This window comes from Sphingosinithalassobacter sp. LHW66-3, assembly GCF_050703275.1.
GTDB lineage: Bacteria > Pseudomonadota > Alphaproteobacteria > Sphingomonadales > Sphingomonadaceae > Sphingomonas.
In genome coordinates, this window is sequence record NZ_CP193482.1 from 2,395,169 (window position 1) to 2,420,617 (window position 25,449).

At 67.7% G+C, this 25,449-nt stretch carries 20 protein-coding genes, 1 tRNA gene and 1 riboswitch; of the genes, 14 read left to right on the top strand and 7 right to left on the bottom strand.

What is annotated here, in order from left to right:
* Nucleotides 1-460 precede the first annotated feature (460 nt).
* Both ACQ450_RS11735 and metE read right to left on the bottom strand, forming a co-directional pair.
* Nucleotides 461-1,240 carry an acyl-CoA thioesterase gene (locus tag ACQ450_RS11735; protein ID WP_431469382.1) on the bottom strand — a complete coding sequence of 260 codons (780 nt, stop codon included), beginning with the start codon at nt 1,238-1,240 and terminating at the stop codon, nt 461-463.
* A gap of 4 nt (nt 1,241-1,244) precedes the next feature.
* Nucleotides 1,245-3,545 (bottom strand): 5-methyltetrahydropteroyltriglutamate--homocysteine S-methyltransferase, encoded by a 2,301-nt coding sequence (gene metE, locus ACQ450_RS11740; protein ID WP_431469383.1) that lies wholly within the window; start codon nt 3,543-3,545, stop codon nt 1,245-1,247.
* 111 nt (nt 3,546-3,656) lie between these two features.
* Nucleotides 3,657-3,876, bottom strand: a riboswitch (cobalamin riboswitch).
* Nucleotides 3,877-4,176: 300 nt separating this feature from the next.
* Between metE and ACQ450_RS11745 the strand changes: the two genes are divergently transcribed.
* The 5 genes from ACQ450_RS11745 (at nt 4,177) to ACQ450_RS11765 (ending at nt 13,472) form a co-directional block, all read left to right on the top strand.
* Nucleotides 4,177-6,126, top strand: coding sequence for a TonB-dependent receptor domain-containing protein (locus tag ACQ450_RS11745; RefSeq protein WP_431469384.1), 1,950 nt, complete (start codon nt 4,177-4,179; stop codon nt 6,124-6,126).
* Nucleotides 6,127-6,131: 5 nt separating this feature from the next.
* On the top strand, nt 6,132-10,013 hold the full coding sequence (gene cobN, locus ACQ450_RS11750) for a cobaltochelatase subunit CobN (RefSeq protein WP_431469385.1): 3,882 nt from the start codon (nt 6,132-6,134) through the stop codon (nt 10,011-10,013).
* Complete coding sequence (locus ACQ450_RS11755; protein WP_431469386.1) at nt 10,000-10,473, top strand: MotA/TolQ/ExbB proton channel family protein; 474 nt, start codon at nt 10,000-10,002, stop codon at nt 10,471-10,473. Before cobN ends, ACQ450_RS11755 begins: the two co-directional genes overlap by 14 nt.
* A complete protein-coding gene (locus tag ACQ450_RS11760) occupies nt 10,473-10,784 on the top strand; it encodes a DUF2149 domain-containing protein (protein WP_188053809.1) in 312 nt (103 codons plus the stop codon). The genes ACQ450_RS11755 and ACQ450_RS11760 overlap by 1 nt, the downstream gene beginning before the upstream one ends.
* A gap of 438 nt (nt 10,785-11,222) precedes the next feature.
* Nucleotides 11,223-13,472, top strand: a complete 2,250-nt coding sequence (locus tag ACQ450_RS11765; RefSeq protein ID WP_431469387.1) for a DUF305 domain-containing protein — start codon at nt 11,223-11,225, stop codon at nt 13,470-13,472.
* A gap of 300 nt (nt 13,473-13,772) precedes the next feature.
* Here ACQ450_RS11765 and ACQ450_RS11770 read toward each other — a convergent pair whose 3' ends face one another.
* Nucleotides 13,773-14,126, bottom strand: coding sequence for a hypothetical protein (locus ACQ450_RS11770; RefSeq protein ID WP_431469388.1), 354 nt, complete (start codon nt 14,124-14,126; stop codon nt 13,773-13,775).
* A 90-nt stretch (nt 14,127-14,216) separates the two neighbouring features.
* A tRNA-Leu gene (locus ACQ450_RS11775) sits at nt 14,217-14,303 on the bottom strand.
* A 131-nt stretch (nt 14,304-14,434) separates the two neighbouring features.
* Here ACQ450_RS11775 and ACQ450_RS11780 point away from each other — a divergent pair.
* The gene (locus ACQ450_RS11780; protein ID WP_431469389.1) at nt 14,435-15,793 is read left to right on the top strand and encodes an MATE family efflux transporter; all 1,359 of its coding nucleotides are present in this window, start codon (nt 14,435-14,437) and stop codon (nt 15,791-15,793) included.
* On the opposite strand, the gene ACQ450_RS11785 is transcribed toward ACQ450_RS11780, so the two are convergent.
* Together ACQ450_RS11785 and ACQ450_RS11790 are read right to left on the bottom strand one after the other, a co-directional pair.
* The gene (locus ACQ450_RS11785) at nt 15,765-16,472 is read right to left on the bottom strand and encodes a zinc-ribbon domain-containing protein (protein WP_431469390.1); all 708 of its coding nucleotides are present in this window, start codon (nt 16,470-16,472) and stop codon (nt 15,765-15,767) included. The two genes, ACQ450_RS11780 and ACQ450_RS11785, sit on opposite strands and share 29 nt — an antisense overlap.
* A gap of 150 nt (nt 16,473-16,622) precedes the next feature.
* Nucleotides 16,623-17,891 (bottom strand): dicarboxylate/amino acid:cation symporter, encoded by a 1,269-nt coding sequence (locus ACQ450_RS11790; protein WP_431469391.1) that lies wholly within the window; start codon nt 17,889-17,891, stop codon nt 16,623-16,625.
* Between the two features lie 71 nt (nt 17,892-17,962).
* On the opposite strand from ACQ450_RS11790, the gene glmM reads away from it, so the two are divergent.
* The 6 genes from glmM to ACQ450_RS11820 all read left to right on the top strand — a co-directional run bounded on the left by glmM (nt 17,963) and on the right by ACQ450_RS11820 (nt 23,211).
* A complete protein-coding gene (gene glmM, locus ACQ450_RS11795; RefSeq protein WP_431469392.1) occupies nt 17,963-19,303 on the top strand; it encodes a phosphoglucosamine mutase in 1,341 nt (446 codons plus the stop codon).
* A 64-nt stretch (nt 19,304-19,367) separates the two neighbouring features.
* On the top strand, nt 19,368-19,952 hold the full coding sequence (locus tag ACQ450_RS11800) for a class I SAM-dependent methyltransferase (protein ID WP_431469393.1): 585 nt from the start codon (nt 19,368-19,370) through the stop codon (nt 19,950-19,952).
* A 270-nt stretch (nt 19,953-20,222) separates the two neighbouring features.
* A complete protein-coding gene (locus tag ACQ450_RS11805) occupies nt 20,223-20,447 on the top strand; it encodes a DUF1272 domain-containing protein (protein ID WP_431469394.1) in 225 nt (74 codons plus the stop codon).
* 426 nt (nt 20,448-20,873) lie between these two features.
* A complete protein-coding gene (thiD, locus tag ACQ450_RS11810; RefSeq protein ID WP_431469395.1) occupies nt 20,874-22,067 on the top strand; it encodes a bifunctional hydroxymethylpyrimidine kinase/phosphomethylpyrimidine kinase in 1,194 nt (397 codons plus the stop codon).
* A complete protein-coding gene (locus ACQ450_RS11815; RefSeq protein WP_431469396.1) occupies nt 22,060-22,695 on the top strand; it encodes a ribonuclease HII in 636 nt (211 codons plus the stop codon). Before thiD ends, ACQ450_RS11815 begins: the two co-directional genes overlap by 8 nt.
* Before the next feature lie 81 nt (nt 22,696-22,776).
* Nucleotides 22,777-23,211 (top strand): response regulator transcription factor, encoded by a 435-nt coding sequence (locus tag ACQ450_RS11820; protein ID WP_431469397.1) that lies wholly within the window; start codon nt 22,777-22,779, stop codon nt 23,209-23,211.
* A gap of 55 nt (nt 23,212-23,266) precedes the next feature.
* Here ACQ450_RS11820 and ACQ450_RS11825 read toward each other — a convergent pair whose 3' ends face one another.
* Complete coding sequence (locus ACQ450_RS11825) at nt 23,267-23,404, bottom strand: hypothetical protein (RefSeq protein ID WP_188053819.1); 138 nt, start codon at nt 23,402-23,404, stop codon at nt 23,267-23,269.
* Between the two features lie 187 nt (nt 23,405-23,591).
* Here ACQ450_RS11825 and ACQ450_RS11830 point away from each other — a divergent pair, with 187 nt between their 5' ends.
* On the top strand, nt 23,592-24,134 hold the full coding sequence (locus tag ACQ450_RS11830; RefSeq protein WP_431469398.1) for a DUF4199 domain-containing protein: 543 nt from the start codon (nt 23,592-23,594) through the stop codon (nt 24,132-24,134).
* Nucleotides 24,135-24,315: 181 nt separating this feature from the next.
* Nucleotides 24,316-25,449, top strand: a complete 1,134-nt coding sequence (locus ACQ450_RS11835) for a site-specific DNA-methyltransferase (protein WP_431469399.1) — start codon at nt 24,316-24,318, stop codon at nt 25,447-25,449.

Below are 25,449 nucleotides of genomic sequence, written 5' to 3' on the forward strand. Positions count from 1 at the left end.
CAGCCCAATCCTGTGGTGCGGCTGAAATCGATATCGACACCGCAGATTCGCTCAGTCAGACCACCGGCTTTCAAGCGCCGTCAGCTTCGATCTCACCCACGATCCACTCCGCGAAGGCTTCCGCTCGTCATGCGTGACGCATGGGTTCAGCGCCTTCGGCGGAGATGCGCAGATGACCCTAATCTCCACCCCGGCCCGCCATGACCGCTTCTTCGAGGCCATGGACGCGCTCCCCGTGCCGCACGAACCGGAGCAAGTGCAAGCCGTATGCGAGCGCTTCGGGCAGGCGATCGTCGGACCGCTAGTTACGACGACTTAGTTCCTGCGCGGAATTCCTGGGTCGCGATCATATTGGCACCCAACGGGTGCTGCCGTTCGGCCAATTCGGGACGAGCGGCAGCTTTCGGGACCGCAGCAGGCTGAATACCGGCGCCGAAAATGCGCCTTCTGTAAGTCCGGTTCACGCCGCGCCGATCGGCGTCGCGCATCCTTCCGCATCGACACTGACCATCGTGAACAGGGCGGTGGCGGCGTGGCGCCGCGCGCCGGTGAGCAACGCTTCGGCCCAGAGTTCGACCGCCACCCGCACCGAGCTTCGCCCGGTCATTCGCACCTGCGCCACCAGCTCGACCATCTCGCCTTCGCCGATCGGCGACACGAAATCGATCCGGTCCGATGCGGCCATCACCATCACCGCGCGTGCGCGGCGCGTCGCCGCGATGAAGGCCGCCTTGCCCATCATCTTCAGCGCATCGCCACCGTAAAGCGTGCCATAGTGATTGGTCTGACCGGGGAAGACCATTTCCGCCAGACGCAGCGTATCGTCCGGCTGGGGCTCCAAATCGGGGACGAGCGGCGGGAGCGGGGTTCGCGCGCCGGGCCCCTTGCCCGCCACCAGCGTGAAGCGGCCGCGCGTGCACAGCCGCCGCTCGCCCGAAACCGGCGACTCCGCGACCAGCTCGACCTCGACATCGAGCGAACTGGTGCCGACGCGCACGACGCGACCCGTCACCTCCACCATGTCGCCTGCCCGGGCAGGCGCGGCGAAGTCGATCTTTTCCGAAGCGGCGGTGACGAAAGGCGCCCGGCCGTGGCGGCTGGCGGCAAGGAACGCCACCTTGTCCATGTGCGCGAGCGCCACGCCGCCGAACAGCGTGCCGTGATGATTGGTGTCCCCCGGGAACACCATGTCGATCAGTTGCACCGGCGCGCGCGCCCCCATGTCCTCCATCACCGCCATCGGATCAGGCCTCGACCTGAGCGTCCGCGCGCAGCGTGCGCGCCGCCGCTACCATTGCGGCGATCGCGGGCTTCACTTCCTCCCAGTTGCGCGTCTTGAGCCCGCAATCGGGGTTCACCCACAGCTGTTCGGGACGCAGATGCTCCTGCGCAAGGCGCATCAGCGCCACCATTTCCTGCTCGGCGGGAACGCGCGCGGAATGGATGTCGTAGACGCCCGGTCCGATCGCGCTCGGGTAGCGGTATCGCGCAAAGCCTTCGAGCAACTCCATCTGCGAGCGGGCGGTTTCGATCGAGATCACGTCGGTGTCCATCGCGGCGATCGACGGGAGGATCTCGTTGAACTCCGAATAGCACATATGCGTGTGAATCTGCGTGGCATTGCCCACCCCGGCGGCGGAGAGGCGGAAGCAGTCGACAGCCCAGTCGAGATACGCCTGCCAGTCGCGCCTGCGCAGCGGCAGCCCCTCGCGCAGCGCCGCCTCGTCGATCTGGATCGCCTTGCATCCGGCGGCCTCGAGATCGGTCACTTCGTCGCGGATCGCGAGCGCGATCTGGCGGCAAGACGCCTCGCGCGGCTGGTCGTCCCGCACGAAGCTCCAGTTCAGGATCGTCACCGGGCCGGTGAGCATCCCCTTCACAGGCTTGTCGGTGAGCGATTGCGCGTACCGCCACCAGTCCACGGTCATGGGCTGTGGACGCGCAACGTCGCCAAAGAGGATCGGCGGACGCACGCAGCGCGAGCCGTAGCTCTGCACCCACCCGTTCATGGTGAAGGCGAAGCCGGCGAGCTTCTCGCCGAAATACTGCACCATGTCGTTGCGTTCGAACTCGCCGTGGACGAGCATGTCGAGCCCGACGCACTCCTGCCAGCGAATCGCGCGCTCGGTCTCTTCGCGCAGAAAGGCGTGATAGGCCGCGCCGTCGAGCGCTCCGCGGTTGTGCTCGGCACGGGCGTGGCGCACCTCGGCGGTCTGGGGGAAGGAGCCGATCGTGGTGGTGGGGAAGAGCGGCAGCGCCAGCACTTCGGCCTGCGCGCGGATGCGCTCGGCGTGCCCCGCAGGCCGTTCGCGCATCGCAGGTGTCACTCCGGCGAGCCGCGCCTGCACCGCGGTGTCGTGGATGCGCGGCGAGGTCTTGCGGCTGGCGGCGGCGCGTGCCGAGGCGGCAAGCGCATCGTACACGCTCTCCGCGCCGCCGTTCAGCGCGCGCCGGAGCAGGTCGAGCTCCTCGATCTTCTGCACCGCGAAGGCGAGCCATTGCTTCAGCTCGTCGTCCAGCTTGGGCTCGAGCCCGAGATCGACCGGCACGTGCAGCAGCGAGCAGGACGGCGCGAGCACCAGGTCGCGCTCCGCCGCCACCGGCTCGATCCGTGCGAGCAGTGCCTGCAGGTCGGCGCGCCACACGTTGCGCCCGTCGATCACGCCAAGCGACAGCAGCAACTCCCTCGGCGCGCTGCGCAGCACCGTCTCGAGCTGTTCGGGCGCGCGGACGAGGTCGACGTGCAGCCCGGCGACGGGAAGCGAAGCGGCAAGCGACAGATTGTCTTCCAGCCCGCCGAAATACGTCGTCAGCATCAGCCTGGGCCCGCTCCGGCCGAGCTTGGCATAGGCGCGGGTGAAGGCGCGGCGCTGCGTCTCCGACAGGTCGGTCACGAGGATCGGCTCGTCGATCTGCACCCATTCGGCGCCCTCGCGCGCCAGATGGCCGAGGATCACGCGATAGAGGCCGAGCACCTCGTCGAGCAGGTCGAACGGATCGACACCCTGCCCCTTGGCGAGGCTGAGCCAGGTGACGGGCCCCAGCAGGACGGGACGCGTGGCATAGCCCTGCGCCTTCGCCTCGCGATATTCCTCGACGATCTTGAGGCGGCCGAGGCTCAGCTTCTGCCCGGGTTCGATCTCGGGAACGATATAGTGGTAGTTGGTATCGAACCATTTGGTCATCTCGCCCGCGGTGACGCTGTCATGGGCGTGGCCGCAGCCCGCGCTTCCGCTGGCGCCGCGCGCCATCGCGAAATAGGTGGCGAGATCCGCCGTCCCGTCCGCCGCGCCATAGCGCTTCGGTACGGCGCCCAGCATCCGGCTGGTGTCGAGCACATGATCGTAGAGCGAGAAGTCGTTGGACGGCAGCCAGTCGACGCCCAGCGCCTTCTGCCGTGCCCAGGCGGCGGTGCGCAGGCCCGAGGCGGTCTCCTGAAGCCGGGCCGCATCAATCTTGCCGGACCAGAATTTCTCGAGCGCGAATTTGAGCTCCCGGCGCGGACCGATGCGCGGGAAGCCGAGTGTGGCAACAGTTACAGTCATGTTCTTCAACCCCGAAGAAATCGGGGGCGACCGGGCGGGCGCGCACCGGACGCGCGGCAGGAAGGCTCCGGCCGCGGACAGGCAAGCGGCCAGACCGGGCACCCCGCCGGTGGACGGTATCGCGTCGGAGGCAGGTCTCCTGGCTCGCGGGTCGGTGCGGACGATCCGTCTTCCCAAGGGGCGAGCCCCTCAGTGACATCGGTGGACCGCCGCTCGCCGCTTACAGTTGCGGGGGCAGCGCCGGCCTTGCGAGCGAACCCGCGCACCGGCTTCCCGTCTTAGCTTCGGCGCGGGCACGCCCGACCGAAGAACCTCGACACGGTCAGCATCGGCGCAATCGCATCCCGCGTCAAGCATGACATAAAGAATTCTTTATATCGCGCTTGACCTGCTTCAGGCAGAAAGCTTGCGGCATAGTTTCGGTTCGTCTGGGCCCAGCAGCGTGCCGCTCGCGGTCACCGTCACTGCCGAGGGGCCGGACATGGTGATGCGCTACCCGTTCCCACCCGCCGCCTGTCTGACGCTCGTGAGACGTTATACCATTGCATTTGTGGTTTGGCGCCGATAGCGCGTGTCACGTCGCAACATAACCACAGCTCCCGGGGGGGGCTGGCACACGGGTCGGGGAACTATGAAGCACTGGACATTTCTGTCGGCGGGCGTGCTTGCCTGCCTTTCAAGCACTGCATGGGCACAGGATTCTGCCGGCGAGGACGCTGCCCGGCCGCGCGAGGGTGATACCCTCGTCGTGACCGCCACCCGGTCCGAGCAGGCGGTCTCCGAGGCGCCTGCCACCATTTCGGTCGTGACCGGTACCGAGCTACGCCGCCGGCCGGTGCAGGATCTCGCCGAGGCGCTCGAGAACGAGCCGGGAGTGGTGATCAACGGCATCGGCATGACGCGTCGCGGCATCTCGATCCGCGGCATGTCCAACGAACATGTGCTCACGCTGATCGACGGCCGGCGGATCAACGACTCCGCCGCCAACATGGCGCATGTCGATTTCGACCTCGGCTGGGTGCCCAGCATCGCCATCGATCAGATCGAGTTGGTGCGCGGCCCGCTTTCGGCGCTCTATGGCTCGGAGGCGCTGGCCGGCGTCGTCAACGTGCGCACGCGCCGGCCCGAGCAACTGGAGGCGAGCGCGCTCGGCATCCTCGGCTTCCGTGACGGGGAGGGCGGCGACAGCGCGCAGCTGTCGGCGCTGGTCGGCGGCCCGTTGAGCGACACGCTCGGGCTGGTCGCATGGGGCGAATATCGCCACCGCGACCGCACGCAGAGCGCCGCCGATCCGCGGCAGAGCGAGCTGGAAGAGCGCGAGGCGCTGAGCGGGAGCATCATCGGCTGGTGGACGCCCTCGCCGGGCCATCGCATCGAGATCGGCCAGGCGGCGATCGACGATGATCGCACCCGCGACACGATCACCACCGGTTCCGCGCCGGCCTACTACGAATATCAGGATCATGTGACGCGCGCGCAGACGCACGGCGGCTACACCGGCGAATGGGGCTGGGGTTCGGTGCAGGCGCGCGCCTATCGCTCGGTGCTGGAGCGCGTGAACGAACGCGACCAGAATCAGACGCCGACCCAGCCGACCAAGGGCGTCGACTTCGTCGCCGATGCGCAAGTGACGGTCGCGCCGTTCTCCGGCGCGCGGCTCACGCTGGGCGGTGAACATCGCAACGAGTGGCTGCGCGACGCCACCATCAACACGGCGGGCGAAGCCAGCGTCAATCACGACGCGCTGTTCGTGCAGGCCGAATGGGAACTTGCACGCGGCGCGACGCTGACGGCCGGCAGTCGCTTCGATCATCACGACGCCTATGGCTGGGAAACGAGCCCGCGCGCCTATCTGGTGATCGAGGCGCTCCCCGGACTGAAGCTGCGCGGCGGCGTCGGCGAGGCATTCAAGGCGCCCAGCCTGAAGCAGCTTTCGCCGGGCTACATCACAGTGGCGGCGGGCGGCCGCTTCATCATCACCGGCAATCCCGATCTCAAGCCCGAGACGAGCACCAGCTATGAAGCGGGTGCGACCTATTACGGCTCGGCATGGCAGCTCGGCGCCACGGTGTTCCAGAATGACCTCAACAATCTGGTGCAGACCGAATGCGTTGCATTCTGCGGAATCCGCGGCCGCGAGCGCCGTACCTATCTGAACGTCAACCGCGCGCGCATCCGCGGCGTCGAAGTGAGCGGCAGCGTTTCGCCCGTCGCGACGATTACACTGTCGGGTAGCTACAGCTATGTCGATCCGCGCGACCTTTCGGCCGACCAGGAGCTGACCGAACGGCCGAACCATACGGCCAAGGTGCAGCTTGGCTGGCAGGCGCTGGAGACCACACGGCTCGAGGTGCGCGGGCGCTATATCGGCGAGCAGGCGCTGGTGTCGAACAATGTGCCTGTGCGGCTGCCGGACTATAGCCTGTGGTCGCTCGACGCGAGCCATGCGCTCACGGAGGCGCTGACGCTGAAAGCCGGTGTCGACAATCTGTTCGACGAGCGACTTTCGGACGCTTCGGGGCTCTACAGCTTTGCCGAGCCCGGCCGCATCTTCTTCGTCGGCCTGGGCGCCAACTTCTGATCGCGATGCGCCGGCTGCTGTTCCTGATCTGGCTGCTCCTCTGGGGCATGCCGGCTGCGGCGCAGCAGCCGGTACCAGTGGTGCGCATCGTCACGACGGACTTCGTGCTTCCGGCCAAGTTCGAGCGGATCGCCGAGTGGGCGCAGGCTGCGGGGCTGGAGCTGGATTGGGTCGTCGCGGGTAGTGCGGCGGCGCAGCCACCCGCCGAAGGCGCGGCGATGCTGATCCTCGACGGGCCTCGTCCGAACGACATGGCCGCCGTCGAGCGACTGGTCGGCGACACGGGCGCGCTCGCGATACCCTGGATCAAGGTGGGCGGCGGCCCGCCGGGCTTCGGCAATCTGCCGCCGGCGACCGCACGGCGGCTGATCGGCTATTATGCCGCGGGGGGAGCGCCCAATCTGCGAAACTTCGTCGTCGCGGCGAAAGCGGCGCTCGCCGGATCGCCGATCGACGCCCTGCCCGCCCCGGCTCCGCTGCCCGAAACGGGCATCTACCATCCCGATGCCCAGACGGTGTTCGCCACGCCGGACGCGTTTCGCGACTGGCTCGCCGCACGCGGCGCGTCGGCGCGGCCCATCGTCGCCATCGCGATTTCGGACGGGCTGCTGCGCGACATGCAGACCGATGTAGTCGACGCGATCGCGCGCAGCGTCGAGGCACGCGGGCTCGCGCCGGCACTGTTCTGGTTCGATGCGTCGGACGCGGAGGGGCTGACCCGCCTGCTGGCACCGCTCGGCGCGCAGGCGCTGGTGAACATGACGCACATGCAGAATGGCGATGCGCGCAAGGCCGCGTTTGCCGCGCTCGACATGCCCGTGCTGCAGGCGATCGGCGACCGCTCGAACAGCGTGGCGGAATGGCGCGACGCAACGTCGGGCGTCCCGGCCTATTCGGCGGCGGTGACGCTGAGCGTTCCCGAAAGCTGGGGAATCTCCGACCCCGTCGTGGTGAGCGCAGTCGAGGGCGGACGCGCCGTTGCGATTCCCGAACAAGTCGAACTGCTGACCGGCAAGCTCGCGCGCCTGGTCGCGCTGCGCACCATGCCCGCGCAGGACAAGCACATCGCGCTGTTCTTCTGGAACCATCCGGTGGGCGAGAAGAACTTCTCCGCCTCGAACCTCAACGTCCCGCGCAGCCTGGAAAGGCTCACCCGCGACCTCGCTGCCGCCGGCTACCGGGCCACCCCGGCCGACGAGGCGCAGCTGATCGAGGCGGCGCAGGCCATGATGGGCGGCCTCTACCGCCCCGAGACACTCGACGAGCTGCTCGCACGCGGGCTGGCGGCGCGCCTTCCGGTGGCGGAGTATCGCGCCTGGCTCACGACCCTGCCCGAGGCGCGCCGCGCCGAGCTGTCGGCGGCGATGGCGAACCCGGAACAGCATTGGGCGGTGCGCGGCGGCGATTTCATCATTCCCCGGCTGCAGCTCGGCAACCTCGTCATCCTGCCGCAGCCGCCGCGCGGGGGCGATCCGACGCGCAGCTATCACGACCTGACCAACGTTCCCGATCCGCTCTATCTCGCCACCTATCTGTGGGTGCGCAGCCATGCGCAGGCGGACGCGATCGTCCATTTCGGCACGCACGGCACGCAGGAATGGACGCCAGGCAAGGATCGCGGGCTGTGGGCGGGCGACTATCCGATGCTGCTCGTCCGCGACCTGCCGGTCTTCTACCCCTATATCCAGGACAATGTCGCCGAGGCGATCCAGGCGCGGCGCCGCGGCCGCGCCGTGACGGTGAGCCACCAGACGCCCGCCTTCGCCCCGTCCGGCCTCTATGACGAGCTGCGCGACCTTCATGCGCGGATCCACGAATATGCGCAGGTCGAGGAAGGTGCCGTGCGCGACCGGCTGGCGGGGGAAATTCGCGAGGCTGCGTTCGCGGCGCATCTGGCAGACGACATCGGCTGGGATCGCGCGGCCGCCGGTCGCGACTTCGCGGGCTTCTACACCGCGCTGCACGATCATCTGCATCAGCTCGCGCGCAGCGTCATCCCGCTGGGCCTCCATGTCTTCGGCGAACCCGCCGCGCTCGAGCACCGGCTGACGACGGTGATGCAGCAGCTCGGCCCCGATTATCTCCGCGCGCTCGCCATCGATCCGGTCGAAGCCTTTGCCGAGGATTTCTCGCGGCTTCGCGAAAGCCTGCCCTATACGACCTTGGCGGGCTTCCTGCGTGACGGTGAGCCGACCGACGGCATCGCCGACGCGGAGCTGCGCGCGCAGATCGAGCGCGCCCTCGCGCTCGAGCGCAACCTCGCCGAGCCGGGCGAAACCGAAGCGCTGCTGCGCGGGCTCGCGGGCGGGTTCGTTCTGCCCGGCGCGGGCGGTGATCCGGTGCGCAATCCAGAGGTGGCGAGCGGGCGCAATCTCTTCGCGTTCGAGGCGGAGAAGGTTCCGGCCCAGGCCGCCTATGAAGAGGGCGGCAAGGCGTTCGACCAGCTGCTCGCGGCGTATGCCGGACGCCATGAGGGCGCGCTGCCGGAAAAGCTGGCGTTCAGCATGTTCTCGGGCGAGACGATCCGCACGCTCGGCGTGACTGAGGGGCAGATTCTCCACGCGCTCGGTCTGCGTCCGGTATGGGGGCGCGGCGGCCGCGTCGAGACGCTGGAGATCATCCCGATCGCCGAGCTTGGCCGGCCGCGCATCGATGTCGTCGTGCAGGCGAGCAGCGTTTATCGCGACCAGTTCGACGGCTTCATGCGGCTGCTGGGCGACGCGATCGACCGGCTTGCGGCGCTCGACGAACCGGGGCTGGCGCGCAACGCCCGCGACACCGAGGCACGGCTGGTGGCGCGCGGCATCGCGCCCGAGCGCGCGCGCGAACTCGCGCGGTTGCGCATCTTCAGCAACGCGCCCGGCGAGTACGGCAGCGGCCTGCCCGATCGGATCGCAAAGGACGCCGACTGGGAGAGCGAGGACGAACTCGCCGCGACGTTCCTCGACCGGCTGCAATATGCCTATGGCGCCCGCCACTGGGGGCTGAAGCTGGAGGGCACGAACCTGTTCGCCGAGCAGCTGCGCGGCGTCGATGCCGCGGTGCTCTCGCGCTCATCGAACGTCCATGGGCTGCTCTCGACCGATCATCCGTTCGAATATCTGGGCGGGCTCTCGCTCGCGGTGCGCAGCGTTTCGGGCGAGGCGCCCGACCTGTTCGTCACCGACCTGCGCCAGAGCGGCATGCCGCGCACCACGACGGCGGCCGCGTTCCTGTCGGACGAGCTGCGCGCGCGCTACCTCAACCCGCACTGGATCGGCGAGATGCAGAAGCAGGGCTATGCCGGCGCGACCGAGATGCTCGACGTCGTCAACAATCTCTGGGGATGGCAGGTGACCGATCCTGCCACCGTGCGCGCCGACCAGTGGCAGGCGATGCACGACACCTATGTGCGCGACACCCGCAATCTGGGGCTCGACCGCTTTTTCGAGGCGGTGCATCCCGATGCGCAGCTGCAGATGATCGATCGGCTGCGCGAGGCGATCGCGCGCGGCTATTGGCAGGCGGACGGGGCGACCCGCGCCGAACTCGACGCCCGCCGCGACGCCCTTGCCCGGCGTGCCGGCGAAGCCAGCGCCGCAGCGCCGAACAGCGGCTTCGGCCTTTCGCCCGCCGCTGTATCAAATGCGGGGACGCCCTCGGGCGCCGCCGCGCCGCCGCCGCGCGCCGCCTCGCAGGCGGACCCGCACGTTTCGCCCGCGCAGTCTTCATCCCCACCGCGCGGTTTCGTCCTGAAGAAGCAGGAGCTGTCGCAGCCCCAGGCCACCACCCTGCGCGGTACGGCGCCGGCGGCGGCGGCGATCCTGTTCCTTCTGCTCCTTGGCGCGCTCCTTGAGGCGCGCGCCCGCCGACATTCTCATCAAAAGGTTGCCGATGCCCGCGCTTGAAGCCCTGCTCTACGATGCCTCGCGCATCTTCCTCGTGCCCGTGATGGTGCTGATTCTCGCCTCGCTCGCCTATGCACTGATCAGCCTCGGCCGGTTCGGCGTGGAGGCACTCGCGCGTATGCGCGGGCGCGGCGGCACGCCGCTGACGGCGCACTGGCGGCGGACCGGCTGCGCGACCGATGATCTCGAACTCGTTGTCATGCGCCGCCTCGAATGGCTGCGCGTCGTTTCGCGCAGCACGCCGATGCTGGGTCTCGTCGCCACGATGATCCCGATGGGGCCGGCGCTGCTCGCGCTGGGCAGCAACGACGGTGCCAGTGTGGGTGAGAATCTGGTGGTCGCCTTCTCGTCGGTGATCCTCGCGCTCATCAGCGCCTCGATCACCTTCTTCATCTATACGATCCGCCGCCGCTGGCTGCTCGAGGAGTTGCGCGCGATCGAAATCGAAAGGAATGGCTGATGCGCTTCCTGGAAGATGACGAGGCCGACGATCCCATCCTGTCGGTGGTCAATCTGGTCGACCTGTTTCTGGTGATCCTCGCGGTGCTGATGGTGATCATCGCGCGCAATCCGCTGAACCCCTTCCAGTCGAAGCAGGTGGTTGTGGTCGAGAATCCGGGGCAGAAAGACATGACCATCACCGTGAAGGATGGCGAGAAGCTGGAGCGGTACACCTCGACCGCGGAGATGGGCGACGGCGGCGGCGTGAAGGCGGGCGTCACCTATCGATTGCCGGACGGAAGTCTTGTCTATGTACCGGAACAGCAGTGAAGAAGGCGGTGCGCCACGCAGGGGGAACGCCGATGAAAATCGCCCATCGCATTTTTCTTGTCGGCAGCGCTGCTCGCGACCGGCGCGCCTGCGCAGCAGGCCCCCGTTGCGACCACCGACATTCCGGCCGATTTCACGCCGCCCACGGTCGCACCCGGCCTCTAGCAGCAGCACCGATTGGTGAATGTTCGACGATTGAGTTACGTCCCGTCAGATAACTTCAGGAGCGTCTTCATGCCGAAAGCGAATTGCCGTCCTCTGCGCGCCTCCCTGGTAACGGTCCTGCTTGCGGGATGCGCAGTCCCGGCGCTTGCGCAAGACGCGCCGATCGTACAACCGGGAGCTCCCGGGCAGGCGTCACGGACGCTGAGCGCCAGCGATGCCGCTTCGGTGGCTGCGGCGCGCTACACACCGGCGGATATCCGGTTCATGCAAGGCATGATCCCGCATCATTACCAAGCGGTGCTGATGGCCAATCTGGTCGCCGAGCGCACCAATCGCCCTGAGCTGATTGCCATCGCGGAGCGGATCCGCGGCTCGCAGGCGGACGAGATCACGTTCATGCAGCAGTGGTTGCGCGATCGGGGCGCCGACGCACCGGACCCCGCCGGCCCGCACGCCATGCATCACGGCGGCGCGCATGGCGGCCATGACATGGGCAACGGGCACACGCCGCTGATGGCCGGCATGGCGACGCCCGAACAGATGGCGCAGCTCGCCACGCTGAGCGGCACGCCGTTCGATCGGATGTTCCTTGAGCTGATGATCCCGCATCACCGGGGGGCAATCACGATGGTCGAGGCACTCTACGACCAGCAAGGCAGCGCCACCGATCCGTATCTGTTCGAATTTGCGAACGATGTCGTCAACGAGCAACAGGCCGAGATCGGGCGGATGGCGGCGTTGCTCGCCGGGCTTTCCAGCGATCCCCGTGCGGGCCTGAGCGCTGGTTTCCGCGACGCAGGTTCGGCGATCTCGAATCTCGAACTTGTCGCCTCGCTGCCGAAGCCGACCGGCTTTTTCGATCCGGAGAATCCGGCGGGTCTGCGACAGCGCAAGCCGGCAAACCTGGCCGAGACGCCGGGCGGTGAACCCGGCTTCGTCGAGCGCGGCGGGCTGCTGAGCTTTGCGAACACCGACATGGCCTTCGCCGGCAATGTGATGGTCGCCGGCAATTATCATGGCTTCAATGTCTATGACATCGCGGGCGCCGGCGCGCCGCGCCTGATCAGTTCCGTTGTCTGCCCCGGCGGGCAGGGCGACGTGTCGATTGTCGGCGACCTCTTGATCATGTCGGTCGAGCAGACGCGCGGCCGGTTGGATTGCGGGCTTCAGGGAGTGGAGGAAGATGTCAGCGCGGAACGCTTCCGCGGCATCCGTATCTTCGACGTGAGCGATTTCACGCGGCCGCGACAGGTGGGGGCGGTGCAGACCTGCCGCGGATCGCACACCCATTCGGTCGTTTCCGGCCCGGGTGAGGACGGTGTGATCACCGTCTATGTCTCGGGCACGGCATCGGTGCGGTCGGGCGAGGAGCTGGCCGGGTGCGTGGGCGAGGTGCCGGGCGACCAGCGCACGGCGCTGTTCCGCATCGACGTGGTCGAGATCCCGGTGGCGGATCCCGGGCGCGCACGGATCGTCGCAAGCCCCGCGGTGTTCGCCGATCCCGACACCGGGGAACTGGCGGGCCTGTGGCGCGGCGGCGATCATGGCGAGGGCACGCAGGACACCGCGCGCACCGATCATTGCCACGATATCACGGTCTTCCCGTCGCGGGATCTGGCAGCCGGCGCATGCTCGGGCAACGGCATCATCTTCGACATCAGCGACCCACGGGCGCCGAAGCGGCTCGATGTCGTCACCGATCCCGGCTTTGCCTATTGGCATTCCGCCACGTTCAATAATGACGGGACCAAGGTCCTGTTCACCGACGAATGGGGCGGTGGCGGACGTCCGCGTTGCCGCAGCTATGACCCGCGCACCTGGGGCGCCGATGCGATCTACGACATCAGCGCGGCCAACAAGCTCGAATTCGGCAGCTATTTCAAGCTTCCCGCGCCGCAGAGCGAACAGGAAAACTGCGTCGCGCATAACGGCGCGATCGTCCCGGTTCCGGGCCGGGATATCTTCATCCAGGCCTGGTATCAGGGCGGGCTTTCGCTGATCGATTTCACCGACAGCGCGAACCCGGTCGAAATCGGCTATTTCGATCGCGGCCCGATCGATGCCGACCAGATGGCGATGGGCGGCTATTGGTCGGCCTATTGGTACGATGGCCGCATCTACGGGACGGAGATCGCCCGGGGGATCGACGTGTTCGCGCTGAAGCCGAGCGCGCATCTGACCGCAAACGAGATCGCCGCCGCAAAGCTCGCGGATCAGGGCCGCGTGTTCAATCCGCAGCAGCAATTCCCGGTCAACTGGCCCGCCGACCCGGTGGTCGCGAGAGCCTTTCTCGATCAGCTCGAACGGACCGACAGTCTGTCCGCGTCGATGCGCGCGGCGCTTGACGAAGCACTCGATGCCGCCGCGCTGCGGCTGGGTGCCGGCAACACAGATGTGGGGCTGTCGGATCGGTTGGCCGCGCTTGCCGGCCAGTTGCCGCCGGCAGACGGCGGCGATGCGGTCGCGCGGCGACTCGCTGGCCTCGTCGAGACGCTGAACGGGATCGCTGCACGGCTGCGCTGACGCCCCAGCCACAGGCGATCCCGACGGGCCTGTGCGCGGTCAGCAGAACCTGCGGCCGCGCGCACCCACCATCCAGAACCGCTTCGCGCCCCGCGCGATCCTGAAGCAACCTATCGCGCGGGCTTCGGATCCGGACGGCGTTCGCGACCGACTCTGATTGGACATCCCGCGCTTCGCCAACACGGGCGCGGAAAATGGCGGCGCTGCCCGCCGGCCGGTTCCGGAGAGCAGCGCCCCCGCATCAGCCGGCGCAATGGCCGGCGTTCGTTCCTGCTCGCCCGCACTCGCGGCGTGGCTTGCTCACTGATCCGCCGGTGCGGCCGGCCCGATCGGGCGCTCGACCGATCGTTCCAGCATCGCGATCACGTCCATCAGATGATGATGCGCCTCGCGCATTTCCTCATGCATCGCGCGCCGGCGTGCATGTTCGTCGGCCATATTGCCCAGGCTTGCGCCGGTGCGTTCGAGCACGGTCCCATGCTGCTCGATCGCTGTCATGTGCCGATTGATCTGGCTGTCTCCGCCGAACTGTTCGAGCATCGCGCGCAGCACCTCCTGCGCGTGCCGATGCTGCTCGCGCCAGCGCCGCACATCTTCGCGCCACGCATTGTGCTCGGCTTGATACGACTGCTGCAGGGCAGCTTCTGCTGTCATGCCGGTGCGGTCCTGCGCCGCCGCCGGGCTCGCTGTGAAGGCAGCGGCGCGGCTCCTCGCCCGATGAGGAGGGGCGAGGAGAAGAAGGATTGGTGCGGTCGAGAAGACTCGAACTTCCACGGCCTTTCGGCCACAACGACCTCAACGTTGCGCGTCTACCAGTTCCGCCACGACCGCACGTGAAAACCCCGCCGGACATGCTCCGGCGGCTGGCAGGCGGACGCCCCTAGCACCGTGCGTCGCACCTTGCAACTGCTGGTTACGGCGCTTCTCACAACCCCGAAACCCGCCTAGGGCCGCGTCCAGTCATGTACCTCTCGCCTGCCCGTTCCGCCGAGTTGCGCCGCATTCTGTCGTTGGCCTGGCCGGTGATGCTGACCAGTCTCAACTGGACGCTGCTCCAGGTGACCGACATCATCGTGGTGGGCCTGGTCGACACCGGCGAAGTGGCCGCGCTGGGCGCGAGCCGCTCGCTCACTTTCGTCGGCGTGGTGCTGGCGCTCGGCGCGCTCACCGGCGTGCTCGTGTTCTCGGCGCGGGCCGACGGCGCGGGCGAACTGCGTCGCACCGGAGCGATCCTGCATCAGGGGCTGGCGCTCGCGGCGGTGCTCGGTCTCGCGGGCGGCGCCATCCTGTTCGTCTTCGCCTTGCCGATGCTGCTCGCGATCGGCGTGGCGGCCGATCTCGCGCCGGCGAGCGCTCGGGTGGTGCAGGTCATGGCCTTCGCCTTTTTTCCCCAGCTGGTGATGATCGCGGCGAGCTTCTTTCTCGAAGGTGTCAGCCGCCCGCGCCGCGTGATGGCCGTCAATCTCGCGATGCTGCCGCTCAATGCGCTCCTCGCCTGGGCAATGTCCGGCGGCCATTGGGGGCTGCCACAGATGGGCGCGGTCGGCGCCGCCGGTGCCACTGCGATCGTCACCGCGCTGGGCGCGGCGGCGATGGTGGCAGCGGCCTTGACCCTGCCCGGAGCTGCCGAGCGCGGCGTCCGCGACTGGAGCGGCTTCCGGAGCCGTGACACGCTGGCTGGGGCATGCACGCTGATCGGCTTCGGCGCCATGCCGGCGCTCGCCTCCGGACTGGAGATCGCGGGCTTTTCCATCCTGATCGCGCTGTCGACGCAACTGGGCGAGGCAGTCACCCATGCGTTCCAGATCGTCTTTTCGATCCACAACATCACCTTCGGCCTGGCGCTCGGCTTCGGCTCGGCGGCAGGCGTGCGGGTCGGCAACGCCGTGGGCGAGGGGCGGATCGAGGCAGCGGCGGGCCGCACTGCGATCGCTGCCGCTGCCTCGGCAGCGGCCACAGGACTGTGCGCGATCTTCCTGCTCATCGCCGCGGCGCCGGTCGTGAGCCTGTTTCCCTCCACGCCGCAGGTGCAGCTGGTTGCCACTGCGATGCTGCTGCTGTGGGCGCCGTTCATCCTGTTCGACGGGCTGCAGGTGGTGCTGGTCTATGCGCTACGGTCGCTCGGCGATCAGGTGGTCGCCGGGCTGCTCGGCATCGTCTCCTACTTCCTGGTGACCGGCGGGCTGGGCATCGCGCTCGTCCACGCCGGCTGGGGCGCGCGTGCACTGGTGCTCGCGTCGGCGGCCGGAATGGTGACGGCGGCGCTACTCTACGGTGCTCGCCTGGCCTGGATCAGCCGCCGAGTTCCCCTGCGAAGCTGAGCTCGAGGACCCGGGCATCCTCCGGCACGTCGAGCTGGGCCGAATTGAAGTCGATCGCAGCTTGCCCGTCGAGGAAACGCTCCTGCGGAGAGATCCGCCAGGCGAATACGGGCCGGCCGCTCGCATCGCGCAACTCGACGCGAATGTCGGGCACGCGCTGCCGCTCGCCGGTAGGGTTCACCACCTTGCCGGAGACGGCGAACAGCTCGCTTCCGCTCGGCAGCGGGCGCCGCTCGATCTGCTTCTCGGTGAAGCGCAGCGGCGTCTCGGTCGCTCCCATGTTGAGCCCGAGCTGCGAGGCGATGCCGGGCGCGCCGGTGAACAGGATCGCGGCCGAGCCGAGCAGCATCGAGACGCCCGCGACGACGGCAGCGACGGTCCAGCGCTTGGCGGGATTGCGCCGCGGCTTGAACGGCGGTTCGGTGGCAAAGGGATCATAGCCCGGGACCGCATTGCTCTGCGCAGGCTGCGGCTGGCTGGACGGAGCCGCGCGGGGAGTAGGCGCCACTGCGGGTTCGGGGGCAGGCGCGCTTGCCGCAGCGGTCGAGCGGTCGAGCATGATCGGCGCCTGGAACCAGCTGTGCTTGCAGCTTGCGCAACGCACCGTGCGTCCCTCCGCGCCGATCGCGCTGTCGGGGACCAGATACCGCGTACGGCATTGAGAACATTCAAGGATCATGACGCGCCATTCTTGCCCGCCGCTGCTCCGCGGCCGGTGCAGGCGACTCTAATCACGTCCCGCTGAGGCAGGCAAGAGCGGGTGCGGAAGCTTGCGTCAGGCCCGCGCCGAGAACCGGGGCGTCCCGCGCGCGGAAGTGCGCCGCAGTCGCTACTCCGCGTCGAGCAGCGCGTCGGCTTCGGTGCGCTCGGGCACGTCTCCCGAGCGGGCGGAGATCACGGTGGTGGTCGACACGTCCATGGTGACGTTCGCCACCGTCCGCATGATGTCGGGCAGCGTTTCCACCGCGACCAGCAGCGCAAGCGGCTCGACCGGAACGCCCATCGCGATCGCGATGGGCGCGATCGAACTGACGAAGCTGATCGCACCGGGAAGGCTGACGGCGCCCAGCGTGGTGATCGCGGCCGCGGCAATGCCGGCGGCGAGCTGCTGCGGCCCCAGTTCCATCCCGAAGACATGGGCGACATAGATCGCGACCGCGATATTCATGCAGGGGCCGGTCACGCGGAAGATCGCGACCGCCAGCGGCAGCGTGACGCCCGAGGTGGCGACCGGCACGCCCAGTCGCTCGGCGCCCGCCAGCATCGCCGGAAGCGACGCGAGCGACGACTGGGTGGAGATGGCGACTGCCTGGCTGGGGCCCACTTCACGCGCGAACCTGCCCAGCGGCACACGCCCGCCGAACATCGCAAGCGGGTAGGCGAGCAGCCACAGCACGCCGCCCACCGCCGCGACGACGATCACATAATGCGCCAGCGCTCCCAGCGCCGACGTGCCCGCACGGGCGCCGACGACGTAGGATAGGGCGAGCACGCCGATCGGCGCCAGCCATAGCACCCAATGGATCATCACCAGCATGACATCCGCCAGGGCGCGGAAGAAGCGCACCAGCGTCTCGCGCGGCTCGGCCGGGAGCCGCGTTACGGCGAAGGCGAAGACGGTGGTGAAGAGGATGAGCGGGAGGAAGGCGTCGTTGGCGGCGGCGGCGATCGGATTGGTCGGGATGATCGCCGACAGGAATTCAGAGAAGGGCGGGATCTCGCCAGCAGGCTCGGCGCCCGCGAAGGTGGCGCGCAGCGCCGCGGCGGCCTGCTCCGGCAACGGCCAGAGATCGAGAAACAGCGGGGTGAGCAGCGCACCGATCGCCGCCGAGATCCAGAGCAGCACGAGGAACAGCACGATGGCACGGGTTGCAAGGCGGCTCGCCCGCGCCGCCTCCGCCGTGGCGGCGATACCGGTGACGAGCAGCGCGACCACCAGCGGCACGATCGTCATGCGCAGAGCATTGAGCCACGCGGTGCCGATCGGCTGGGCGACGTCGACGAAATCGAGCGCGCGTTCGGGCCATGCCGCAGTGGTGGCGATACCCAGCGCCAGGCCGGCGAGAAGCGACAGAAGGATGCGGGTGGCTTGCGACATGCTCGATCTTGACTGTTTTGCGCGCTATCACGGGGCACGCGCGTTCGTACAAGGTCGCGAAGAGACAGGGCATGGCAAGAAAATATTTCGGCACCGACGGCATCCGGGGGGCCACCAATCGGAAACCGATGACCGCCGAGATGGCGATGAAGGTCGGCATGGCGGCCGGCGCGCACTTTCGCCGCGGCGATCACAAGCATCGTGTCGTGATCGGAAAGGACACGCGCCTCTCGGGCTATATGCTCGAAAATGCGATGACCGCGGGCTTCACCAGCGTGGGCATGGACGTGGTGCTGCTGGGCCCGATGCCCACGCCGGCGGTGGCGATGCTGACGACGTCGATGCGCGCGGACCTGGGCGTGATGATCTCGGCGAGCCACAATCCGTTCGCCGACAATGGCATCAAGCTGTTCGGCCCCGACGGCTACAAGCTCTCCGACGCCGACGAGCTGGCGATCGAGACGCTGATCGATAGCGAGACCGCCCTCGCGCCCTCGGCCGAGATCGGGCGTGCCCGGCGCGTGGAGGATGCGCGGGGGCGCTATATCCACTTCGCCAAATCGACCTTCCCCGATGTGCTGCGACTCGATGGAATGAAGATCGTCGTCGATTGCGCCAATGGCGCGGCCTATCAGGTGGCGCCTTCGGCTCTTTGGGAGCTGGGCGCCGAAGTGATCGCGATCGGAGTCACGCCCAACGGCAAGAACATCAATGACGGGGTTGGATCGACCGCTCCCGAAGCGCTGTGCGAGACAGTCGTTGCATCGGGCGCGCACATCGGCATCGCGCTCGATGGAGACGCGGACCGGCTGATCGTGGCAGACGAGACCGGCCGGGTGGTGGACGGCGATCAGCTGATGGCGGTGATCGCCAGCGGCTGGGCGCGGGCGGGGCGACTCCAGGGCGGCGGCCTAGTCGCGACGGTGATGTCGAACCTCGGGCTCGAGCGACATCTGGCGGCGCAGGGGCTCGGCATGATCCGCACCCAGGTCGGCGACCGGCATGTGCTCGAGAAGATGCGCGGATCGGGCTACAACGTCGGCGGCGAGCAATCGGGACACATCATCCTGAGCGACTATGCGACGACCGGCGACGGGCTGGTCGCCGCGCTGCAGGTGCTTGCCGAACTCGCGCGCGCCGGAGCGCCGGCGAGCGAAGTGCTGCACCGCTTCGACCCGCTTCCGCAAATCTTGAAGAACGTGCGGTTCGGCGGCGGCGCGCCGCTGGAGGACGCGGCGGTTCAGGAGGCGATCGCCGAAGTCGAGGCCGAGCTCGACGGGCGCGGTCGGCTGCTGATTCGCAAATCGGGCACCGAGCCGGTCATCCGGGTGATGGCCGAAGGCGACGATCGCGCGCAGGTGGAGCGGGTGGTCGACCGGGTGTGCGACGCGGTGCGGGTTGCGGCGGCGTAGCGGCGCCATCGGGCACATTGCTTCCCGCCCCGGTCACGGGGGAGGGCTGGTTGGAGCGGCTGGGATGCCTGTCGATCGTTCGGAAGGTTGGGACGCCGTCGCCGACAGGTTCATGGCCGTGCGTTCAGATGTCGGAGCCGCGACGGTGCGGTCCTGGGCACGCGAAAAGGTGCGACCTGGCGGTGCGATCGTCGATGTCGGATGCGGTTCCGGCATTCCGATCACCCGGGCGCTGGCCGAGGACGGTTTCGAGCTCTTTGGGATCGATGCGTCGCCTGCCTTGATCGCCGCGTTCGGGAGGGAGTTTCCCAATCTGCAGCACGTTTGCGAGGCTGCGCAGGAGAGCGGCTTTTTCGGAAGGCGCTTCGACGCTGCGGTCGCGATTGGGCTGATCTTCCTCCTTGCCGCCGAAGATCAGGCTCGGCTGATCGCCCGCATTGCGCATGCGCTCGTCCCCGGTGGGCGGTTCCTGTTCACCGCTCCGCGCGAGGCGTGCGAGTGGCAGGACATGCTGACGGGACGGACTTCCCGATCGCTGGGGCAAGCGGCATATGCCCGGCTGTGCGACAAGGCAGGATTGCGACTGGTCGGCGGCAGCGTCGACGAGGGCGGTAACAGCTACCATGACGCGGTGAGACCAGCCGCGTAAAGCCGCTGCCGCAGGTGCTGAGAACCGTCCGTCCCGGAGGCGGCGCTGCTTCGAACGCTCGTCGCGCCAGATGGTTATGTCTCGTCGGGCGCGGCGATGAGCGGTAGGGCGCGGCCGGTTCAGTTCATGTTCGACCGGAGGCTGGCCACATCGGCCCACCCAGGGGAGCGGGCGACCAGGACCGGAGATTTTCTGTTGATCTCGAACAGGCCGCAGGTTCTTGAGAGTCGCGAATTGCGGATCTCGTCAGCTGAGATAGAACATCCTTCCATGCTCGAGATGCGCCCCGATTGCGAACGCTGCGGCACCGATCTGCCCGCCGATGCGCATGGCGCATTCATCTGTTCGTTCGAATGCACCTTCTGCGCCGAATGTGCCGACGCGCTGGACGAGCGCTGCCCGAACTGCGGCGGCGAACTGGTCGACCGGCCGACTCGGACCGGCGAGCGGCTGAAGCGCAATCCGGGCTCGAACGAGCGGCGGTATCGCAGGTGATCGCGGCGTGAAACAGGAACAGAAATCCGATAGCCCTTATGCCCGGGCTAATCGCGTTTTGTGGGTCACCGCAGCGGCCGCGGCGGCGATCTTTTGGTGCGTTCCGCTAGGACTGGGAGCCCTTGGTTTTCCCTTCAAGGTGCTAATGCCGTTAGTCACGACGGCGGGGGTTGTGTTGGTCATCAGCTCGACCGCATGGATTATGGATTTGAAGTGTCCCCGCTGCTCTAAATCGCTATTTCAGAAGCGTTTTTACTGGGCACCTTGGGCGGAAAAGCGATGTGGCCGGTGCGGAGAGGATCTTACACAGGGCTAGCGCGCGGGCCGGGCTTGTAGAAGGCCTGCACTTTTTCCTAGCGTTGGCGCGGAAGAAGGACGGTATTTCAACACGCTCAGTAGGAGCGGATTTTCTGAACCGGAGTCAATGTGGCGACACAACGCGTTCTCATCATCGCCGGCTCGGATTCGGGCGGTGGCGCGGGCATCCAGGCGGACATCAAGACCGTCACGATGCTGGGCGGCCATGCGATGACCGCGATTACCGCAATCACTGCGCAAAGCACGACCGGTGTCGATGCCGTTCATCCGGTGCCGACCGACATGGTGTTGGCGCAGATCGACGCGTGCATCGGCGATCTCGGCGTCGACGCAGTGAAGATCGGGATGATCGGATCGCCGCGCACCGCCGCGGCGGTCGCCGAGCGGCTGGAGGAGCTCGCCGGCATTCCGATCGTGTTCGATCCGGTGATGATCGCCTCTTCGGGTGCGAAGCTGGCCGACGAAGCGACGATCGCCGCATTCGAGCGGCTGATGCGGCTTTCCACCGTGACCACTCCCAATCTGCCCGAGCTGAAAGCGCTTTCGCGGATGGCGACGGGCGATGTCGAGGCGCAGCGGAAGGCCGCGCGCGCTCTGGTCGCCGAGCGCGGCTGCGCGCTGCTGGTGAAGGGCGGGCACGCCAAGGGCACGCAGGTGACCGACCGGCTCTATTGTCCTGACGACGGCAATCCGCCCGAGATGGAATGGCGCGACGCGCGGATCGACGGCACGGAGGATCACGGCACCGGCTGCACGCTTGCCAGTGCGATCGCAGTGGAGCTCGCCAAGGACTGGCGCCTGCCCGAAGCAGTGGCGCGCGCGCGGCGCTTCGTGCGCGTGGCGATGCGCGAGGCGCCGGGGCTGGGCAAGGGGCACGGGCCGATGGGACAGCAGGGCGTGCGGCTCGACCTCAATCTCTCGCGCTTTGCACCGATGTTCAACCACGCCACGCTGCCGGCGCGCGACCATGACGCAAGCGCGCGCTTTTATCGCCTGCTCGGCCTGAAGGAGATCGTGCGCGCGGGCCCGCGCTACTCGCGCTTCGAAAGCGAAGGCGGCGCGACGCTTTCGATCGAGACGACCGATCATATCGAGGCGCCGGTGACCTTCCTCGAATGCGGCGATCTGGACGTCACCGTCGCCTTCCTCAAGCAATCGGGTATCGTCCTCGACAGCGAGCCGACCGACCAGCGTTGGGGCTGGCGCGAGGCGCGGCTCACCGATCCTTCGGGCAATGCGATCTGCCTCTATCAGGCTGGCGAGATGCGGCGCTTTCCTCCATGGCGCGTCGACGATGCCTGATCTGAAACATGAACGCCGCTATGCCCGGCTGCACAAGGGGCCGGTCGCAGGGGTTGACGAGGCGGGGCGCGGGCCGCTCGCGGGACCGGTGGTGGCGGCAGCGGTGGTCCTCGACCCGAAATGCGTGCCCGGCGGAATCGACGATTCCAAGGCGCTGACCGCGACGAAGCGCGCCGCGCTGTGCGCGGCGTTGCTCGATTGCGCGCAGGTGGGCGTCGGCATGGCCAGCGTCGAGGAGATCGACCGGCTCAACATCTTCTGGGCGAGCATGCTGGCGATGACGCGCGCGGTGGCGGCGCTGCCTGGCGCGCCCGCGTTCGTACTGGTCGACGGCAATCGCTGCCCCGACTGGGAGCACCAGAGCCAGGCAGTGGTGGGCGGTGACGCGCTTTGCCTGTCGATCGCCGCGGCGTCGATCGTGGCCAAGCACCGGCGCGACTGCATGATGGCCGAATATGACCTGCAGTATCCCGGCTACGGCTGGGCATCGAACAAGGGCTATTCGGCCAAGGCGCATCAGGAGGCGCTGAGGGTGCTTGGCCCGACGCCGCTGCATCGGCGGAGTTTTGCCCGGGTGGCGCAGGCGGAACTGGATCTCGGGCCGGTTCAGCTTGTCGCGGTGGAGTAGGCGTCGGTGCTCTTCGTCGGCAGCCATTGGCTCTTGCCGGGAGCTGCTTCACCCTGCGCCAGCGAAAAGGCGGGCTGAGCGATGGCGCGTCGGCTGAGCCACGGCTGGCCGACGATCGCGCTTTACGGCGGTGCGCTCGCGCTGGGGACGGCGGCGCTGCAATGGCTCGATTATCAGCGGATGGTGCGGAGCAATTCGGACGATGTGGTGATCTTCGTGATCGCGCTCGCATTCCTCGCACTCGGCGTGTTCGCGGGAGTGCGATTGCTGCCGCGCACCTGGCCGAGAGCATTCGACGGCAATCCGGCGGGACGCGAGGCGCTGGGGATTTCTCCGCGCGAATATGAAGTGCTGCTCGAGCTGGCGGCGGGGCGATCGAACAAGGAGATCGCGCGGGCGCTGGGCGTTTCGCCCAACACCGTGAAGACGCACGTCGCGCGGCTCTACGCGAAGCTGAAGGCGACCCGGCGGACCGACGCGGTGGCGAAGGCGCGGGCGCTGGGGATCGTGCGCTAGCTTCTGCGGCGGATCGACTGCGCTCGAATTCCGCCGCGGCACGTGCGGAGAAGGATCAATCGACGGGACAGTCGATCTCGCGTTCGGTGCAGGCGACCGTCCCGGCGCCAGCCGCGCCGGCGAGCAGCGCAACGCAGCCCGAAGTGGCGAAGGCGGTCGCCGTTAGCGCGGCCGCCACGAAAAGCTTCTTCATCCGACCGCTCCGCTTTCGTTCCGATATTACGCGTGCGTAATGCTCTTTCGGCGCGGACGTTCCCTCGGGGTGGGATTTCCATCGCCCGGCAGAAGGATTTCGCGCAAATCACCCGTTCGGGCGATTGCTCCACGCCGTGTCCCGAGGCCTGATCGGCGGACGATCCATCGCATTCAGGAGAGAAACCATGCTGAAGACCATTCTCACCTACGGCGCCATCGCGGGCCTGGTCGTGGCGATCCCGCTGTTCGGACTGAACGTGCTTCTCGACGGCCCGCCCGAAGGTGGCGTCGGCATGGCGATCGGCTATCTCACCATGCTGGTCGCCTTCACCACCATCTTCCTGGCGATCAAGCGCCGGCGCGACGCGGTGCAGGGCGGCGTGATCCGGTTCCTGCCCGCGCTGGGCCTGGGCCTCGGCATCACTCTGGTGGCGAGCGTGCTCTATGCCATCACTTGGGAAATCGTGCTCGCGACGGGCGTGGATTTCGTCGGCCAGTATCGCGCCGATACGGTCGCGCGGATGCGCGCAGCCGGTGCGTCCGAGGCCGAGATCGCCGCAACGCAGGCGGAGCTGGCCGCCTTCGCCGACCAATATGCCGATCCGCTGTTCCGCTTCGCGATCACGCTGGCGGAGATCTTCCCGATCGGGCTGCTCGTGTCGCTGGTGTCGGCCGGACTGCTCGCCAATCGGAGCTTCCTGGCCGTCGATCGTACCGCCGCCAGGTGAGTCTTTCCGGCCACACCCCACCGATCGTGCCTGTGGATAAGTGGCAGACTCAACATCTGCCACAATGCCGGAATGTTCCGGATTATTAACCAAATCTAAGGATTTGGCGTTAACCAATGATTGCTTGACGACCCGGTAACCATCCGCAGGATCGCGCGGCTCGGGCAAGGGGGCAGCAAGCATGACGGTGTTGGAAAAGGTAAAGGCGCGCAGCGCGGGAACGGCGGCGAAGGGCGTGGAAGCGCTGCCGCTCGACACGATCCTGCGGGGCGACTGCATCGAGGCGATGCGTGCACTGCCGTCCAAGTCGGTCGACATGATCTTCGCCGACCCGCCGTATAATCTCCAGCTGGGCGGCGACCTCAATCGCCCCGACGGCAGCCATGTCGACGCAGTGACCGACGCATGGGACAAGTTCGACAGCCTGGCCGCCTATGACGCGTTCACGCGTGCCTGGCTGGCCGAGGCGCGCCGCATCCTGAAGGACGACGGCACGATTTGGGTGATCGGCAGCTATCACAACATATTCAAGGTCGGCGCCGCGATCCAGGATCTGGGCTTCTGGATCCTGAACGACATCATCTGGCGCAAGGCCAATCCCATGCCCAATTTCAAGGGCACGCGCTTCACCAACGCGCACGAGACGCTGATCTGGGCCTCGACCGGCGAGAAGGCGCGCTACACCTTCAACTATCGCAGCATGAAGACGCTGAACGACGAGCTGCAGATGCGCAGCGACTGGGAATTTCCGATCTGCGGCGGGCAGGAGCGGCTGAAGAAGGACGGCGTGAAGGTGCACCCGACGCAGAAGCCCGAGGCGCTGCTGTACCGCGTGCTGCTCGCCTCGACCAAGCCGGGCGACGTCGTGCTCGATCCCTTCTTCGGCACCGGTACCACCGGCGCGGTGGCGAAGCGGCTGGGAAGGCGCTGGATCGGGATCGATCGCGAAGGCACCTATATCGAGGCCGCGCAGGCGCGGATCGATGCGGCGCTCCCGCTCGATGAAAGCGCACTGACGACGATGCAGGCGCCCAAGGCGGCGCCGCGGGTGGCGTTCGGCGTGCTGGTGGAGAACGGCTATCTGACGGCTGGCGCGGTGCTGACCGATGCGCGCCGCCGCTATCGTGCAGTGGTGCGCGCCGACGGATCGCTGGCCAGCGAGTGCGGCGCGACCGGATCGATCCACAAGGTGGGCGCGACGCTGCAGGGCGCGCCGAGCTGCAACGGCTGGACCTTCTGGCACCATGAGGGCGCGGCGGGGCTCGAGCCGATCGATGCGCTGCGCCAGACCTATCTACTGGCGACCCAGCCGTGA